Origin of the sequence: Actinobacillus indolicus (genome assembly GCF_004519515.1) — a bacterium.
Classification (GTDB): Bacteria; Pseudomonadota; Gammaproteobacteria; order Enterobacterales; family Pasteurellaceae; genus Glaesserella; species Glaesserella indolica_A.
The window spans coordinates 1,508,005-1,525,000 of the sequence record NZ_CP038145.1 but is presented as its reverse complement, the minus strand read 5'-3'; the positions used below and the strand labels follow the sequence as shown (position 1 = coordinate 1,525,000).

The 16,996-nt window shown below is 38.8% G+C and carries 17 protein-coding genes (1 of these 17 cut by a window edge); 9 read left to right on the top strand and 8 right to left on the bottom strand.

The features are described 5' to 3' along the window. Positions 1 to 340, top strand: partial view of a transaldolase gene (gene tal, locus EXH44_RS07560; protein WP_162856934.1) — the 3' portion only. It extends 611 nt beyond the left edge of the window; only the last 340 of its 951 coding nucleotides appear in the window; its start codon lies beyond the left edge, outside the window; the stop codon is at positions 338 to 340. An 80-nt stretch (positions 341 to 420) separates the two neighbouring features. Here the strand turns inward: tal and malT are convergent, their stop codons facing one another. The 3 genes from malT to EXH44_RS07545 all read right to left on the bottom strand — a co-directional run bounded on the left by malT (position 421) and on the right by EXH44_RS07545 (position 4,820). Continuing rightward, complete coding sequence (gene malT, locus EXH44_RS07555; protein WP_162856933.1) at positions 421 to 3,138, bottom strand: HTH-type transcriptional regulator MalT; 2,718 nt, start codon at positions 3,136 to 3,138, stop codon at positions 421 to 423. A gap of 100 nt (positions 3,139 to 3,238) precedes the next feature. Next, positions 3,239 to 4,123 carry an N-acetylmannosamine kinase gene (locus EXH44_RS07550; protein ID WP_162856932.1) on the bottom strand — a complete coding sequence of 295 codons (885 nt, stop codon included), beginning with the start codon at positions 4,121 to 4,123 and terminating at the stop codon, positions 3,239 to 3,241. Between the two features lies 1 nt (position 4,124). Then, a complete protein-coding gene (locus EXH44_RS07545) occupies positions 4,125 to 4,820 on the bottom strand; it encodes an N-acetylmannosamine-6-phosphate 2-epimerase (protein ID WP_021117340.1) in 696 nt (231 codons plus the stop codon). 255 nt (positions 4,821 to 5,075) lie between these two features. Between EXH44_RS07545 and EXH44_RS07540 the strand changes: the two genes are divergently transcribed. The 3 genes from EXH44_RS07540 (at position 5,076) to deoD (ending at position 7,973) form a co-directional block, all read left to right on the top strand. Further along, complete coding sequence (locus EXH44_RS07540) at positions 5,076 to 6,344, top strand: NupC/NupG family nucleoside CNT transporter (RefSeq protein WP_162856931.1); 1,269 nt, start codon at positions 5,076 to 5,078, stop codon at positions 6,342 to 6,344. 103 nt (positions 6,345 to 6,447) lie between these two features. Further along, positions 6,448 to 7,227 (top strand): deoxyribose-phosphate aldolase, encoded by a 780-nt coding sequence (gene deoC, locus EXH44_RS07535; RefSeq protein WP_162856930.1) that lies wholly within the window; start codon positions 6,448 to 6,450, stop codon positions 7,225 to 7,227. Positions 7,228 to 7,256: 29 nt separating this feature from the next. Further along, positions 7,257 to 7,973 (top strand): purine-nucleoside phosphorylase, encoded by a 717-nt coding sequence (gene deoD, locus EXH44_RS07530; RefSeq protein ID WP_162856929.1) that lies wholly within the window; start codon positions 7,257 to 7,259, stop codon positions 7,971 to 7,973. 99 nt (positions 7,974 to 8,072) lie between these two features. Here the strand turns inward: deoD and plsY are convergent, their stop codons facing one another. Continuing rightward, the gene (gene plsY / locus EXH44_RS07525; RefSeq protein ID WP_162856928.1) at positions 8,073 to 8,669 is read right to left on the bottom strand and encodes a glycerol-3-phosphate 1-O-acyltransferase PlsY; all 597 of its coding nucleotides are present in this window, start codon (positions 8,667 to 8,669) and stop codon (positions 8,073 to 8,075) included. 76 nt (positions 8,670 to 8,745) lie between these two features. On the opposite strand from plsY, the gene folB reads away from it, so the two are divergent. From folB to arcA, 4 genes are all read left to right on the top strand, one after another. Beyond that, positions 8,746 to 9,105 (top strand): dihydroneopterin aldolase, encoded by a 360-nt coding sequence (gene folB, locus EXH44_RS07520; RefSeq protein ID WP_162856927.1) that lies wholly within the window; start codon positions 8,746 to 8,748, stop codon positions 9,103 to 9,105. Positions 9,106 to 9,133: 28 nt separating this feature from the next. After that, positions 9,134 to 10,000 (top strand): DMT family transporter, encoded by an 867-nt coding sequence (locus EXH44_RS07515; protein ID WP_162857553.1) that lies wholly within the window; start codon positions 9,134 to 9,136, stop codon positions 9,998 to 10,000. Positions 10,001 to 10,017: 17 nt separating this feature from the next. Continuing rightward, positions 10,018 to 10,911, top strand: coding sequence for a cytidine deaminase (gene cdd, locus EXH44_RS07510; RefSeq protein WP_162856926.1), 894 nt, complete (start codon positions 10,018 to 10,020; stop codon positions 10,909 to 10,911). Positions 10,912 to 11,078: 167 nt separating this feature from the next. Beyond that, positions 11,079 to 11,798: a two-component system response regulator ArcA gene (arcA, locus tag EXH44_RS07505; RefSeq protein WP_162856925.1), complete on the top strand. Its 720-nt coding sequence runs from the start codon at positions 11,079 to 11,081 to the stop codon at positions 11,796 to 11,798. A gap of 161 nt (positions 11,799 to 11,959) precedes the next feature. On the opposite strand, the gene EXH44_RS07500 is transcribed toward arcA, so the two are convergent. From EXH44_RS07500 to EXH44_RS07490, 3 genes are all read right to left on the bottom strand, one after another. Then, complete coding sequence (locus EXH44_RS07500) at positions 11,960 to 12,895, bottom strand: IS256 family transposase, variant Zn-binding type (protein WP_244238717.1); 936 nt, start codon at positions 12,893 to 12,895, stop codon at positions 11,960 to 11,962. Positions 12,896 to 12,991: 96 nt separating this feature from the next. Continuing rightward, a complete protein-coding gene (gene map, locus EXH44_RS07495; protein ID WP_162856924.1) occupies positions 12,992 to 13,798 on the bottom strand; it encodes a type I methionyl aminopeptidase in 807 nt (268 codons plus the stop codon). A gap of 120 nt (positions 13,799 to 13,918) precedes the next feature. Further along, positions 13,919 to 14,593, bottom strand: a complete 675-nt coding sequence (locus EXH44_RS07490; RefSeq protein WP_162856923.1) for a 7-cyano-7-deazaguanine/7-aminomethyl-7-deazaguanine transporter — start codon at positions 14,591 to 14,593, stop codon at positions 13,919 to 13,921. Between the two features lie 203 nt (positions 14,594 to 14,796). Between EXH44_RS07490 and EXH44_RS07485 the strand changes: the two genes are divergently transcribed. After that, on the top strand, positions 14,797 to 15,486 hold the full coding sequence (locus tag EXH44_RS07485; protein WP_162857551.1) for a pirin family protein: 690 nt from the start codon (positions 14,797 to 14,799) through the stop codon (positions 15,484 to 15,486). A 153-nt stretch (positions 15,487 to 15,639) separates the two neighbouring features. On the opposite strand, the gene tyrS is transcribed toward EXH44_RS07485, so the two are convergent. Beyond that, positions 15,640 to 16,830 (bottom strand): tyrosine--tRNA ligase, encoded by a 1,191-nt coding sequence (gene tyrS / locus EXH44_RS07480; RefSeq protein ID WP_162856922.1) that lies wholly within the window; start codon positions 16,828 to 16,830, stop codon positions 15,640 to 15,642. Positions 16,831 to 16,996: the final 166 nt, after the last annotated feature.

The window sequence follows — 16,996 nt, the reverse complement described above, 5'->3', positions numbered from 1 at the left end:
AGTGACTTCAATCTATAACTACTACAAACAACACGGCTATAACACAGTAGTGATGGGTGCAAGTTTCCGTAACGCAGGTGAAATCACAGAATTAGCCGGTTGTGACCGCTTGACGATTGCTCCAGCATTATTAAAAGAGTTACAAGAAAGCGAAGCACCATTAGTGCGTAAATTAGAGTACAAAGGTGAAGTGAAAGCTCGCCCAACGCCAATGACTGAAGCAGAATTCTATTGGGAACACAACCAAGATGCGATGGCAGTTGAGAAATTAGCGGAAGGTATCCGTAAATTTGCGATTGACCAAGAGAAATTAGAAGCAATGCTTTTAGCGAAATTCTAACCTTCATACATAAAGTGCTATTCAAATGAATAGCACTTTTACTTTTACAAGCGGTAAGATCACCGCAATTTTTTGCAAATTTAGTTATATCCCATCATTCTTAGTAAACTTCGTGTATATTCTATAGCCTCTGCTCGATTTGCCACACCGATTTTCTGATAGAGATTGCGTATATGGGTTTTGATGGTAGTCATTGCGACCACCAGTTCTTGAGAGATCTGTTCGTTGCTATAACCTGAATAAATTAACCCTAACACTTGCCATTCTCGTTGAGTAAGCGGACTGATTTTGAGCAGTTCTGGCACTTGTGGATTGGCAAGCAAGTTTTTGACAAACTCCTCATCAAAATGTGCAATTTTATGGCGATTATGCTGATTTATACTGCGCAAAATAAATTGGGCTTTATGGGTAGAAAGTTCTTCTAATACATTAAGTTGCAACAAGTGTCGAATTTGTTGCGCTATCAGATCCCCTTCAATAACAAATGCGCTAATAAAATTTGTCTGTTGACTCAAATTCAAGGCTTGAATTAAATCACGCTGAGCCAAATCAGGCTTTCCTTGTAACATATAAACCCGATTACGCAAAATTAACGCGCGTTGGCTATCACTCACTAAATTAAAAATCGCAGTAGTCCGTAGTAAGCTGTTGAGAATACGCAACGCTTGTTCGTAATCTTCTTGTAGTAAGTAACAGCGGGCAATATTCCGCCATTGGCGTTGGGTAAAGTGGTTATGCTCTTGGCTAGGGAAATTCGCTTGAGCAAGCCAGCCTTCTAAATAGCGAGTTTCATTACGCATTTGCCAATAGATCAGCTGGATTTCATCAAGTGCCGTTACCCAATCTTTATGGGGTGAACAACGAGCCAGTAGCATTCGGCACTGCTCAATCAGACGCTCTGCATTGTTTAAGTCACCTTTGGTTAGGGAAATTTTGGCTAATAAGGCAAGGCTTTGAATACGTTCTTCTTCCTTGTCTAACACCTCGATCCCTGCATTCGCCATTGCTTCGGCTTGGTCAAGATGATGCCATTCCCATAGAATTTGCCCTTTTAAGCGTAGCAAAAATTCATTCATCGGGATTTGATGAAACTCTTTAGTTTGTAAAGTGGTTTCTTTTAATAAATCATAGGCCGATTGCCAAAAACCTTGGGCAGACAGGATTTCGGATTGTTGCAATTTCGACCAAAGCCAATGATGATAGGCTCGCTGACTGGTAGCCATCTTTTCTACTTTTTGCATTAAAGATAGCCCTTCTTTTAAGTAACCTCGACAATGTTGAGCTTCACCAATAACTGAGGTTGCCACAATTTGTGCGTAACCAAATTCATCGGATAAATTAGCCAGCGCTTGATTAGCAAGCACATAGGCTTGCTCTTCATCCCCTGCATTAATTGCCACTTGCGCTCGAAGTGCATCAAATCGCCCTTGTAGACTTTCTGTAAGCGGTGACTTTGGTTGAAATTTTTGCAAAATCCCCGTTACTTCTTGATGGCGATGCTGGCTCTGGGCAAGCCATGCTTTTAAAAGCACTAAATTTTCATCTTGCCATAATTGTGTAGAAGGCAAATGACCTAAACAATCTTCTAATAATTTCAGTTGCCCTTGATGGAATAAGGCCCAGCCATGTTCCTGTAATATTTGATAGAGCATTTGAGGATCATCTAACATTTGCGCATGATAGAGTGCTTCTGAACCATAGCCCAATTTTAGCCACATCATGGCGGCAGTTTGGTGTAGCTGTTGCCATTCGTTCGGTAATTCTAAGCGACAACTTTGCGAGAGATAGGCGGCTAAAATCGGGTGAAATTTCCACCAAATTTCTTCATCATCGTGGGTCATTCGTGTGATGAATAATCCCAATTTTTCTAGTTCATCTAACCGCTTGACCCCGTTTTCATCTTGAGTAAGTGCCACGACCAGCTTTTCATTCATTGAACGTAAAATCGCACAACGTTGCATAAAGCGTTTGATTTCAGGATCGACATAATGAAAAACCTCTTCATTGAGATAGTCAGCAATATGCTGCTGATTAAGCTTTGTTAATAGTTTTTCTGGGAACTGTAAAAGCTCCGCATTCTGCTTAATCGCAAATGTCATTAGTTGAAGTGCCGTTGCCCACCCTTCTACTCGCTCACATAAAGCGAAAATAACCTCATCACTAAGAGGCTCGTTTAGCTTTTGCTCGAAAAATTGGCGCGTTTCTGCTGGTGTAAAGGCAAGCTGATGAACATCGATTTCGAGTAATTTTTCATGAATTCGTAAATTAGTAATACTTAACGGAGGAGTAAGGCGAGAAAGTAGCACAAGGCTCATCGTGTCGGGTTGATGTTTCAACCAAAAACGAAGTGCATCATGGATTTCTGGATTTTCAATTAGGTGGTAATCATCAATAATCAGATAAAAATGGCGAGGAACGCTATCTAACAAAACTAATAGCTGTCCCAAGTAATCGACTAAATTAGTTTTATAAGTAATGCCCGTTAACGAAATACCCGTGGCTTTTGCCAATGCAGAAGAAAAATAGTGACAAAACTGTTCCGCATTATTATCGCTTTCATCTAAAGCTAACCAAGCAACTGGCTCATTCTTTGCAAGTAAACGCTCTTTCCATTGAGAAACCAACGTTGTTTTGCCATAACCAGCCGGAGCGATAACAACAGTAAGAGGATAATGTTGGGAAGTTGCAAGTTTTTTCAAAAGCTCACTACGCTCAATATTTTGATTTGCTGAGCGTGGGTTGTGAGTTGATTTACTTGAAATCAGTTTGGTAGGTATGAGCTTTGTTACAACTTGCATTTTGCCTCCGAATACATCATGGGGAGGATTGTAGCAAACTTTGTTACAAAATAAATAGGATCTGATTTTTTCCTTATCAGATCCTACTTAAATCAAAAAATTAACAATGTTGATTTTCTGCCCACCAAGCTGCACCTATCAATCCAGCATCTTGGGCATAATACGCAGGCACAACATCAGGGCGATAAATTTCAGGCATTTCCGCAAGAAATTGTTTCACCTTTTCTAAATAACCTTCTGCTAATCCCACGCTTCCACCTAAAGCAACACGTTGAATATCAAGGCTAATTTTAAGATCTGCGATTAAGTGAGCAATCGCTTTTGCAGATTTTTCCACTAATCTGACCGCTTGTTGATCACCTGCTCTAAAGCGTTCAAACACTTCAGGCGGTTCGCACGGATTATCCCATTTAGATGCATCACGAGCAATCGCTCGACCTGCGGCTACCGCTTCAACACAGCCAACACGTCCACAGCCACATACTTCCCCATTCGGATCAGCAAGGCTATGTCCAATATGCCCTGCGATACCGTTTGTACCTGTAAAGAGCTTGCGATTTAAGATAATGCCGCCCCCAACACCTGTGGATACGGTAATAAAGGCAAAATTTTCAATATCATCTTGACGTAAAAATTCTGCACAACCTGCCGCTTGAGCATCATTTAACAAGGTAATTGGTTTATCCGTATGCTTGGCAACACTTTGCTCAAGGGGAAAGAACGCTAAATTACCTAAATTTTTCGGGTTAAGTGCGGTTAGAATGCCTTTTTGAATAATTCCCGTTGAAGCCACCGAAACCTGATCAAATTTCCCTTTGAACTGCGTTAAAATTTGTGCCAAAGCACTGTCTAGGGCTTCCGCACTTGGATTTTGTGGTGTGTGAATTTGTATACGTTCTGCCACTATTGCTTCTTTTCCCTTTAAGGTAACAAGAGCAGCGGCGATTTTGGTTCCACCCACATCAATGGCTAAACAAGCGGTCATATTAGGCTCCTGTTTTGCGATTATCAATAGCGGTCACAAACCAGCTTACGATATGCTCAAGGCGAGTTAATGCCGAGCCGACTGTCACGGCATAAGCTCCATTTTCAATCGCAACTGCCGCAAGCTCAGGGGTGTTGTAACGCCCTTCAGCCATTACACGACAACCACTGGCAACTAAATCACGCACCAGTTGTACATCTGGCTCATCAGGGGTTTCACCGCCGGTATAGCCTGACATTGTGCTACCAATTAAATCTACACCTAACTCTTGGCAATACATACCTTCTTTGTAGTTTGAGCAGTCTGCCATTGACATTGCCCCTAACTCTTGGATACGTCTTGCACAAGCTTCAATCGTGGTTGGACGGACACGATCAGTACCATCAAAGGCAATAATATCTGCCCCTGCGTGATATAAATCATCAATATCTTGTAAGAATGGTGTGATACGAACAGGGCTGTCAGGTAAATCACGTTTTACGATACCGACAATCGGCACATCAACGACTTTACGCACGGCTTTTAAATTATCAATGCCTTCAATACGAAGCCCTGCTGCTCCGCCAATGACTGATGCTTTTGCCATTGCTGCAACAATCTCTGGCGAGTCCATCGGACCGTCATCAACAGGTTGGCAAGAAGCAATTAAACCATTTTTTAATTGTTCTAAAATTTGTTGTTTGGTTAATCTCGACATAAAAACTCCATTAGCATTAAGCAAAAAGAAAATTTGCTCCAAAGCATACCCCTACAAATGAAGTAATGCAATCAATAGCATTAAAAAGTGAGATGTGGATCAAATTTTTTTATTTTGCCTCTGACTTTTCTATCAAGAAAAGAAAAAACTGAAGATTTTGACAAAAAAAATCTGTATAGTTACGGAACTTTTTTACCCGTTGATTTTTGTATATAAAAATTAACATCAATTTTCACATTTAGAGGTAGTTTCAAAATGGATGCATTAATGAGCCTTGTAGGCATTGCAGCACTCCTTTTCATTGCATTCTTATTTTCTAATAATAAGAAAGCAATTAACTTTCGTACTGTATTTGGTGCGTTAGCCATCCAAATTGGTATTGGTGCATTGATTCTTTATGTCCCTGCTGGCCGTCAAGCTTTACTTGCTGCTGCTGAAGGTGTTAGCGCAGTAATTGGCTATAGTAATGATGGTATCAGCTTCTTATTCGGTGGCTTAGTAAGCGATAAGATGTTTGAAGTCTTCGGTGGCGGTGGTTTCGTCTTCGCACTCCGTGTTCTTCCTCCTATCATCTTCTTCTCTGCACTTATTTCTGTTCTCTACTATTTAGGTATTATGCAATTTGTCATCCGTATTCTCGGTGGTGCATTACAAAAAGTATTAGGCACATCAAAACCAGAATCTATGTCTGCAGCTGCAAATATCTTCGTAGGTCAAACAGAAGCACCTTTATTAGTTAAACCATACATTAAATCAATGACTAACTCTGAATTATTCGCAGTAATGTGTGGTGGTGTTGCGTCTGTAGCGGGTGCCGTGATGATTAGCTACGCGGGTATGGGTGTTCCATTAACTTATTTAATTGCGGCATCATTCATGGCTGCACCGGGCGGTTTATTATTTGCTAAGATTCTTCATCCACAAGCTGAAACATTTAAAGATGAATTAGCAGAAGAAGATATTGAAGACAAACCGTCTAATGTAATTGAAGCGGCAGCAGTAGGTACCTTCTCTGGTATGCAATTAGCGATGAATGTGGGTGCGATGTTAATTTCATTCGTTGCATTAATTGCCATGTTAAATGGTTTAATTGGCTGGATTGGTGGCTTAGTTGGCTTTGAAGGCGTAACCTTACAATCATTATTTGGCTATGTATTCCAACCATTAGCTTGGGTTATCGGTGTTCCATGGGGTGCTGAAGCACAAGTTGCAGGTTCATTAATCGGACAAAAATTAGTAATTAACGAATTCGTTGCTTATGTTGACTTTGTTAACTACTTAAAACCTGAATCAACCGTTGTATTAAGTGAAAAAACCATTGCAATTATTACCTTTGCACTTTGTGGTTTCGCAAACTTTAGTTCAATCGCTATCTTAATCGGTGGTTTAGGTGGTATGGCACCAAATCGTCGTAGTGATGTTGCTCGCATGGGTTTAAAAGCAGTACTTGCAGGTTCTCTTTCTAACTTAATGAGTGCAGCAATTGCAGGATTATTTATCGGTCTCGGTGGAGCTGTGTTATAATCTATTCCATAAAATGAATACTCAACACCACAGGAAACTGTGGTGTTGTCATTTATAGCCTAGTTAAACGTTTGCTTTTTCTGAATAAAAGAGGAGTCTAACAATGAATTTAAAACAAATTGCACAACAAGCCTTATCTTTAATGGATTTAACTACATTAAACGATAATGACACAGATGAAAAAGTGATTACCTTATGCCAACAAGGCAACACCAAATTTGGTACGCCTGCGGCGGTTTGTGTTTACCCACGCTTTGTGCCTATCGCACGTAAAACCTTAAAAGCGCAAGGTACAGAACAAGTCAAAATTGCAACGGTTACAAACTTCCCACATGGTAACGATGATGTTGAAATTGCTGTGGCAGAAACAAAAGCGGCTGTGGCTTACGGTGCTGACGAAGTCGATGTGGTTTTCCCATATCGCGCATTAATGGCTGGAAATGAACAAGTTGGGTTTGAATTAGTCAAACAATGTAAAGCTGTTTGTGCAGAAGCTCATGTGACTTTAAAAGTGATTATTGAATCGGGCGAACTAAAAACTGCAGAATTGATTCGCAAAGCGAGTGAAATTTCAATTAAAGCAGGGGCAGATTTTATCAAAACGTCAACGGGTAAAGTGCCTGTGAATGCAACCCTTGAATCTGCTCGTATTATGCTAGAAACGATTCGTGACTTAGGCGTTGCGGATAGCGTTGGTTTTAAAGCCGCAGGCGGTGTAAAAACAACCGAAGAATCTGAGCAGTACCTTGCATTAGCAGCTGAAATTTTAGGAAAAGATTGGATTAACCAAGCACATTTCCGTTTTGGTGCATCCAGTTTATTAGCCAACTTACTTGCTACCCTAAATGATGGGCAAGTAAATCAAAATGTAACGGGATATTAATCTCTCAACAAACAAAAGAGGAACAGACTATGACTCCACATATTAACGCACCTGCTGGTGCATTTGCCGATGTTGTTTTAATGCCAGGTGACCCACTTCGTGCTAAATATATCGCTGAAACTTTCTTAGAAAACGCTGAACAAGTCACCAATGTCCGTAATATGTTCGGTTACACAGGCACCTACAAAGGCCGTCGTATCTCTGTGATGGGACACGGTATGGGTATTCCATCTTGCTCAATCTATGCAAAAGAGTTAATCACCGAATATGGCGTGAAAAAAATTATTCGTGTTGGTTCTTGTGGTGCAGTTCGCCAAGATGTGAAATTACGTGAAGTAGTTATTGGTGTTGGTGCTTGTACCGATTCTAAAGTAAACCGTATGCGTTTTAAAGATCACGACTTTGCAGCTATTGCTGATTTCGATATGACAGCAGCAGCTGTTCAAGCAGCGAAAGAAAAAGGTGTCAATGTTCGTGTGGGTAATTTATTCTCTGCAGATCTTTTCTATACGCCAGATCCATCAATGTTTGATGTTATAGAGAAATACGGCATTTTAGGTGTTGAAATGGAAGCTGCCGGTATCTACGGCGTAGCGGCAGAGTTTGGTGCAAAAGCATTAACCATCTGTACTGTTTCAGACCATATCCGTACGCACGAACAAACCACCGCAGAAGAGCGTCAATTAACATTCAACGATATGATTGAAATCGCTTTAGAATCTGTGTTAATTGGCGATAAACAATAAAAAGTTAGACTTTTACGACAAGCTGGCATAGTAGGTCAAAGCACTGGTTTTAATTATTTTACTAATTATCATCCATTTTTGTCCTCTATGCCTATTTAATTATTTTCTTAGTTTTTTCCAAATCTTATCTTCTTGTCCACGCCATAAACGTTGAATATTATCGTGATGACGATAAACCAATAAGCAGCATACTAAGGCGACAGGGAAGGTTAATTCAGGCTTAAACCACCATACATAAGCAGGGACAACAAGCGCCGTGATAACGGCACTTAGCGATGAATAGCCTGAAATTAAAAAGACCAATAACCAAGTGCCAACCGCTGCTCCTGAGATCGCATATCCCATTGGAATGATAGCCCCAAATGCAGTGGCAACGCCTTTCCCCCCTTGAAACTTAAAGAAAATCGGGAAGATATGTCCAAGACAGGCCGCTAATGCGATAAAGCCGATGACAGATGTCGGTAATTCAAAATAGAATCCAAGTGAAACGGGCAACATTCCCTTTAAAATATCCGCAAATAGCACGCCTAATGCCGATAATTTTCCGCCGATGCGTAAGACATTTGTTGCTCCGGGGTTATGTGAGCCGTGTTCTCGTGGATCGGGTAGCCCCGCCAATTTGCAAAAAATGACAGCACTTGAAATAGAACCGAGCAAATATGCCCCAAGAATGAGTAAATAGGCGATAACGCTCATTTTTTTCCCTTATTTGTTACCTACTTTGTGCTATATTCTACCCTAACTTTCAAAAAGAAAAACAAGGAAAGATCCGATGACTGATAAAGTTTTTATTCACGAACTTACGACCTTTGCTTCGATTGGGGCTTATGATTGGGAACATACTATTAAACAACGTTTAGTTTTCAATATTGAAATGGCGTGGGATTTTAGCCGAGCTGTCGCAGATGATGATGTGCAATACTGCTTAAACTATGCGGAAGTATCGCAGAAGATTATCGATTTTGTCGAATCAACACCCTTTAAACTCGTTGAAACCGTGGCTTATCGTGTGGCGGATCTTCTTCAAAAAGAATATGCGATTCAATGGCTTAGAATTGAACTGCATAAACCTAAAGCCGTTGCACAAGCCTCAAGTGTAGGGGTAATTGTTGAGCGAGGTAAATGTGCTTAACCTACGTTTAGGCTATGCCAGTTTAATCATGGCAACTCTCTTTTGGGGTGGTAATTTTGTGCTAGGGAAAATCTTAAGCGGCGTTATTCCCCCGATCACCCTTACTTATTTACGCTGGTTACCTGCATTTCTGATTCTTTTTTTCCTCTTTTATCGCCCAGCAATTCAAGCCTTTTCACAGGTAAAATCATCCTTTTGGGTAATGCTTAGCTTAGGGATATTGGGAGTAGTCTTATTCCCTGCCACCTTATATCAAGGATTAAAAACGACCTCATCGTTAAATGCGAGCTTGTATCTCGCCGTCGTGCCTGTATTAGTGCTGTTCTTAAATCGGCTTGTCTTTAAAGAAAAAATTAACCCTGTGATTTTCGTTGGGGCAGTCATCAGTTTAATTGGCGTATTTTGGCTATTAACTCAAGGAAACCTAGAACATTTACTGACATTAACGGTAAATCATGGTGATTTATGGACAATCGCCTCCGCAATAAGCTGGGCTGTCTATTGTTGTATCATTCGTTTAAAACCTAACAATATTAGCCATTCTGCCTTTTTAACTTGGTTAGTTGGATTAGCCGTATTTGTATTAACGCCACTCTTTATTTACGAATTTATCCAAGAATCTGCAAAACTTTTGCCGAATCTAACCGCTTTACAATGGAGTGGTATTGGCTATTTGATAATAGGCCCGTCGATTCTCTCTTATGCCTTTTGGAATTTTGGGATTGCGATTGTTGGCTCAGCCAAAGGTGCGGTAATGACCAATTTCACACCACTATTTGCAGCATTGTTTAGTATCTTGTTGTTAAATGAACCAGTTAAAGTATTTCATCTTATCAGTGCGATCCTGATCACAGTTGGTATTTTGATTTGTAGTTATAATAAAAAGAAATTTTGATATGAAAGGAGTGAATTATGCCAAGTATGATGGATATTCAAGAACGTATTATTCAGTTGATGGCAGAAAGCCAATCACCCATAGTGCATCGTGTTATTGAACAAATAACATTACAAAAATCGAAAGGGGTTATTTCATCAGAATTAGTAGCTCAGTGGTGTCAGGAGTTTCAAGTCTCTCCCATTGAATTAGCTTTGGCTTGCTTACCTGTTGCCGCATGCTATGCTCGAGTACCGGTTTCTCATTTTTATGTTGGTGCCGTTGCAATAGGAAAATCAGGCACATTCTATTTTGGTGCAAATCAAGAATTTGAATGTGATGCAATACAGCAATCTGTTCATGCAGAGCAAAGTGCTATATCTCACGCGTTAATAGCGGGTGAGGATGGACTCACTGATATGGTGGTGAATTACACCCCATGTGGGCATTGTCGTCAATTTATGAATGAACTTAACAGCGCAAGCCAGTTAAAGATTCATTTACCTCATAGTCAAAATAATTTACTTCATAGTTATCTTCCAGATGCCTTTGGCCCGAAAGATTTAAATATTGATCATGTTTTATTTGACCAACAATATAATGGTTTTACGCCAAGTGGCGATGCGTTAGAACAAGCCGCAATCTCTGCAGCAAATTTGGCCTATGCGCCTTATAGTCAGGCAGTAAGTGGCGTGGCGTTACAATGTGGTGAGCATATTATTACAGGACGTTATGTAGAGAATGCAGCCTTTAATCCAAGTTTCTTACCTTTACAAAGTGCATTAAATTTCCGTCGTATGCAGGGGTTAGAAGGGGCTAATGTAAGTCGAATTATATTTGCAGAGCGAAGCGCGATTTTAAGTCATCAATCCATGACGAAATCTCTTGCTTGGCATCTGTTTGAATTACAAGTAGAATATCTATCGCTTTAACAAAAATTAAACAAATCAACTACAATTCTATTAATAATTGTAGGGAATTTGATTAAAGCCAAGCAAATACAAAATAAGCTATTCCGAAGCGTGGAAATGCTAAGTAGAATAGCTCAATTTGCAACGTTCTTGTTGTAGTGATTTATTGTGTGAAATAAGGTGATAGAATGCAAAACCCACAAATTCTCATTGTTGAAGATGAAATCGTTACCCGTAATACATTAAAAAGTGTTTTTGAAGCGGAAGGTTATGACGTCTTTGAAGCAACAGACGGTAATGAAATGCACGCAATTCTAGATAGCCAAACCATTCATCTTGTGATTATGGATATTAATTTGCCAGGGAAAAATGGGTTGATGTTAGCACGAGAATTGCGTGAAAATACCGATATTGCGTTGATGTTTTTGACTGGGCGTGATAACGAAGTAGATAAGATCCTTGGATTAGAAATTGGTGCAGATGACTATATTACCAAGCCATTTAATCCGAGAGAATTGACGATTCGTGCAAGAAATCTATTACAACGTACGATGGCAGAAAGAGATAAGCAAAATAAAGATACTGCTCAGTCTAACGAAAATTATTGTTTTAATGGCTGGACATTAGATGTCAATAGTCGAAGTCTTATCAATCCTGAAGGGGTTCACATTAAATTGCCTCGTTCTGAGTTTAGAGCGTTGCTCCATTTCTGTGAAAATCCAGGCAAGATTCAAACCCGAGAAGATTTACTTAAACGTATGACAGGGCGTGAACTTAAACCGCACGATCGTACCGTAGATGTCACGATTCGCCGTATTCGTAAGCATTTTGAAGATCACCCGAATACACCAGAAATTATTGTGACCATTCATGGTGAAGGTTATCGATTCTGCGGTGAAGTTGAATAAGAAAATAGCTTTGAAATAAGGCATTGCAAATAAAATAATAACTAAGAATATTAAAATATCTATTAGTAATTTTATCGGCATAGTAGACAAAATGGTTGCTAATTTCGTAAAAACTATGCCTATATGACAAAGTGGTTGCTAATGAATATTTTTAATTATTCTTAGCAACTCTTTTTATTTAAAAAATCCTTTATAAACATAATCTTATGCCTTTTCGTTAATCCTGCATGATGCGATAATTTTTCCTTTAGTTGTCCAAATAAGTTTTCAAGTCTATTTGTCGTTTTTTCGATATTTAAATCGCCATACTTTTCATAGGTAAATAAATAATCCATATAACGTTTAAAACTATGATAAGCACTTCTTACATTCCGATGTTTATAAGGATAATAGCCCTTTTCATTCGGCTTATCTGACCGTTCTTCTAAAAATGCTTTATGTTTTAAATACCAATGATGTAATCGTAAATAGAAGTCTTTTTTAGAACTTTGCTTAAGTGTCAATGCAATAATTTTTAATTCTTTTCCTGCCATAGACTGATGCTTTTTTCGTAATGCTCTCATCACAATAGCTACCATATGAAAGTGGCACATTTGTGTCGGTGTATTCAATAAATCTTTCAATAAACCCCGTCTGCCGTCGCAGGTAATTGATTGAATTCTATAGCCTTTCATACGAAGTGAATTAAATGCTATCCTGTAATAAACATCTTTTTCCGTTTTGATGACACGATGGTAAACCACTTTTTTAGAAAGCGAATCTATCAAGACTAAAATACCAAATTCACGACCAAAGAAGGTGGTATCCGCAATAATATTCAAATAACGTGATAGTGGTGGATTTAATGCTGTTTTAGGGGCTTTTTCGAGATATCTTTGAATTGTTCTAATTGAACAATGATATTTTTCGGCAAGGTGTTTATAGGTTTGTTTTCCTATTGAATAATCATTCCAAATATTTATTGGATTTAATTTCTTTTTAAGGGTAAATGTTTTATTACAGGCATTGCATTTATAGCGTTGAATATTATTTCTTATACCATGTTTGCGAATGTCGCTACTGTGGCAAAAATGACATTTTTTGGGTTCATAATTCAAAAAAGTGGCTTAAAGCCCGTAATATAAGGCTTTAAGCCACTTTTTAGCAACCATTTTGTCTACTATGCCATTTTATCTGCGATGCCCTTTTATTTATTAAGCATTTTTCATAAAGCGAGTAATTCGTCCTGACGCGATTTCTTCATCGCGAATAGTTAAAATTTCACACCCATCTTTTGTAATCACAATTTGATGCTCATACTGCGCTGAGTGGCTACGATCTTTAGTTTTAACAGTCCAACCATCGCCCATTAAGCGAATTTCTTTCTTTCCTGCGTTGATCATAGGCTCAATGGTAAACACCATACCTTCTTGCAGAATAACGCCTTCATCATCAGCATAATAATGTAGCACTTGCGGATCACTGTGGAACTCATCACCGATACCATGTCCACAATATTCGCGCACCACAGAAAAGCCTTCTTTTTCAACATATTGTTGAATAACTTTACCAATTTGATTTAAACGGATACCTGGCTTAACGGTACGCAATGCGATATAAAGAGATTCTAGCGTCACTTCAAGTAAACGTTTGTCTTTAACACTCGGCTCTCCAACGACATACATTTTTGAATTATCACCGAAATAGCCATCTTTAATAACGGTAACATCAATATTGAGAATATCGCCTTTCTTTAATTTTTTATCTGGATGAGGAATACCGTGACAAACCACTTCATTGAGAGAAATACAAGTCGCATTCGGATAGCCATGATAACCCAAGCATGCAGGAATAGCCTGTTGCTCTTTTTCAATATATTCATGGCAAATGCGATCCAACTCCCCAGTTGTTATGCCCTCTTTCACATAAGGCTCAATCATCACCAAAATATCAGAGGCAAACTTACAAGCAACACGTAATTTCTCAATTTCTTCAGGTGTTCTAATCGGAATATTTTTCATTTTTACATCTCATTAAAATTAATATCGAAAAGATTATACTCTCTTTGGCAAGATAATTCACGACAGATCAACAAGCGGTTAGTTTTTGCAAATTTTTTACCAAAACTAACCACTTGTACATTATGATTGAATGGCTAAATTCAGCTTTTTGATTAAGAAATTCAGCAATAATCCATAAAGTGGGAGGAAAAGTAATAAACTCACAAAAAGTTTAAAGGCATAATCCACAGTACTAATCGTAAACCAATGCTCCGCCATATATTCATCGCTACTTTTATAGAAAGCAACGGCAAAAAAGACAAAGGTATCAATAAGGCTACCGAAGATAGTAGAACTCGCAGGAGCAAGCCACCATGTTTTCCCTTGACGTAATCGGTTAAATACAAAAATATCCATTAACTGCCCAACGACATAGCCAGCAAAGCTCGCCAATGCGATACGGAATACAAAAGTATTAAACTCCGCTAACGTAGCAAAGCCTTGAAATTGTCCTTCAAAGAAAATCACCGAAATCACGTAGCTCACAATCAGTGCGGGAAACATGACCGCTAAAATAATTTTACGGGCAAGTGGTGCGCCAAATACTCTAACGGTTAAATCTGTCGCAAGAAAGATAAAGGGGAAAGTAAAAGTGCCCCAAGTCGTTGGTATTCGGCTATCCGTAAATGGAATAGGGATTTCAAAAGCAATCTGAACTAAATAGTTACTGATTGTAATGATAAAAATGTGGAAAAGTGCAAGTAGCAACAACGAGCGACGTTTCTGCTCGTCAGAAAAGTAGTCAATAACGTTCATATTGTTCCTTTTTGTTTAAGTGGTATGAATTGGGGTGAGGGAACCCAACAGTAAAAAAGAGGCGAAATGATACTGTTCCGCTAGAAAAGATCAAGTGAATTTACGATTATCTCTTTTAAGTAAATAATTTATCTACAATCCCTTACTTTATCTTAGAGATAAATCACGTAAACTTTATCCAACAAAACAATAAGGAGTAAATGATGATACAACTACGTAAAGCACATGAACGAGGTGATGGCTCTTTTGATTGGTTAGAAAGCTACCACACCTTCTCTTTTGCCAATTATTATGATCCAAAATATATCTACTTTTCCCATTTACGCGTAATCAATGAAGATTTTATCGCTGCAGATAATGGCTTTGGAATGCATCCTCACAAAGATATGGAAATTTTGACTTATGTACTTAATGGACGCGTAGCGCATAAGGATAGCATGGGAAATCAAACGGAGGTTCATGCAGGTGAATTTCAAATTATGTCTGCGGGCTCAGGTATTTATCATTCTGAAATAAATCCAAGTCATGATGAAACGTTACATCTTTACCAGATATGGATTATTCCAAATCAGAAAAATATTCAACCGCACTATGCACAAGGCAAATTTGAAGATAAGAAAGGTGCGACATTGATTCTATCGCCAGATGCGGAGGAAAACTCCTTTAAAATCTATCAAGATATGAAATTATGGCGTTATCAATATTCCAATAATCACTCAGAAAACATTACCTTAGATAAGAACCGAAATTATTGGCTACAAGTTGTCCGAGGAAATTTAACAGTTAATGATTTAAGCCTATCAGGGAGTGATGCGTTAGGTATTCGTCAGGAAAGCGCCTTAGAATTGACAGCTCATAATGATGTGGAATTTTTGTTATTTGATTTGCAATAACAATCCCCCTATTAATCGGGTACGAATTTCTCATTCATATCATAGAGTGAATGGAAGAGCGCTGTGTTTATAAAAGATATTTTGAGTAAAAAAGTTGCTAAGGATACTTGAAAATATCCATTAGCAACCATGTTGTCTATGATGTCTATTTAATTATTTCACAGTCACTCTCGCAAACTTACGTTTACCAACTTGGTAAACAAAAGTCCCTTTCTGTGCATTTTGTTTCACATCATCCACTTTTTCGCCGTCAATTTTCACGCCACCTTGTTGTGCAGAACGGATTGCTTCTGATGTTGAAGGCACTAAGCCAGCCTCTTTTAATAATGCTGCTAAACCGATTTCACCTTCAAAGGTAAATTCAGGCATTTCATCTGGCATTGCACCTTTTTGGAAGCGGTTGATAAACTCTTGTTCCGCCGCATCTGCATCTGCTTCAGAATGGAAACGAGCGATAATCTCTTTCGCCAATAAAATTTTCACATCACGTGGGTTTTTGCCTGCATCTACATCGGCTTTTAACTGTGCAATTTCAGTTAATGGGCGGAATGAAAGTAAGTTGTACCAATCCCACATTAATTCATCAGAAATCGACATAATTTTGCCGAACATTTCGTTTGGTGCTTCGGTAACGCCGATATAGTTACCGAGTGATTTCGACATTTTTTTCTCGCCGTCTAAACCAACAAGCAGTGGTAATGTCATGGCGACCTGTGGCTTCTGCCCAGCTGCTTTTTGTAACTCACGACCAATCAATAAGTTAAAGGTTTGGTCTGTACCGCCAAGCTCAATATCTGCCTCTAATGCCACAGAGTCGTGACCTTGCAATAATGGGTAGATAAATTCGTGAATGGCAATAGATTGGTTGTTAGCAAAACGTTTTTTGAAGTCATCGCGCTCTAACATACGAGCCACCGTGTAGTTTGATGCTAAACGAATCATACCAACCGTACCCAATTTGCCTAACCAATCAGAGTTAAACACAATACGGGTTTTTTGTGGATCTAAAATTTTATAGATCTGCTCTTTATAAGTTTCAGCGTTGCGTAGTACATCTTCACGAGAAAGTGGCGGACGAGTTGTATTTTTACCTGATGGATCGCCCACTGTTGCCGTAAAGTCACCAATTAAGAAAATCACTTCGTGACCAAAATTTTGGAATTGGCGAAGTTTATTTAATACGACTGTATGCCCTAAGTGAATATCTGGAGCGGTCGGATCTGCCCCAAGTTTTACGCGTAACGGACGATTTTCTTTTAATTTCTCAATTAAATCTGCTTCTGAATAAACATCTTCTACGCCACGTTTAAGTTCAGCGAGAACGGTTTCAATAGATTGTGTCATCATTATTCCTTTTACTATATGCGAAAAATACTGGCTATTATAGCGGAGAACGAAGAAAAAAGGCGAAAAAAAACGCCTCATTTTGTGGGGGAATGAGGCGTAAGAATTGGAGTGATTACCTATTATTTTTGAAGTAGTTAGATGATAATAATTCTCACCTAAATAA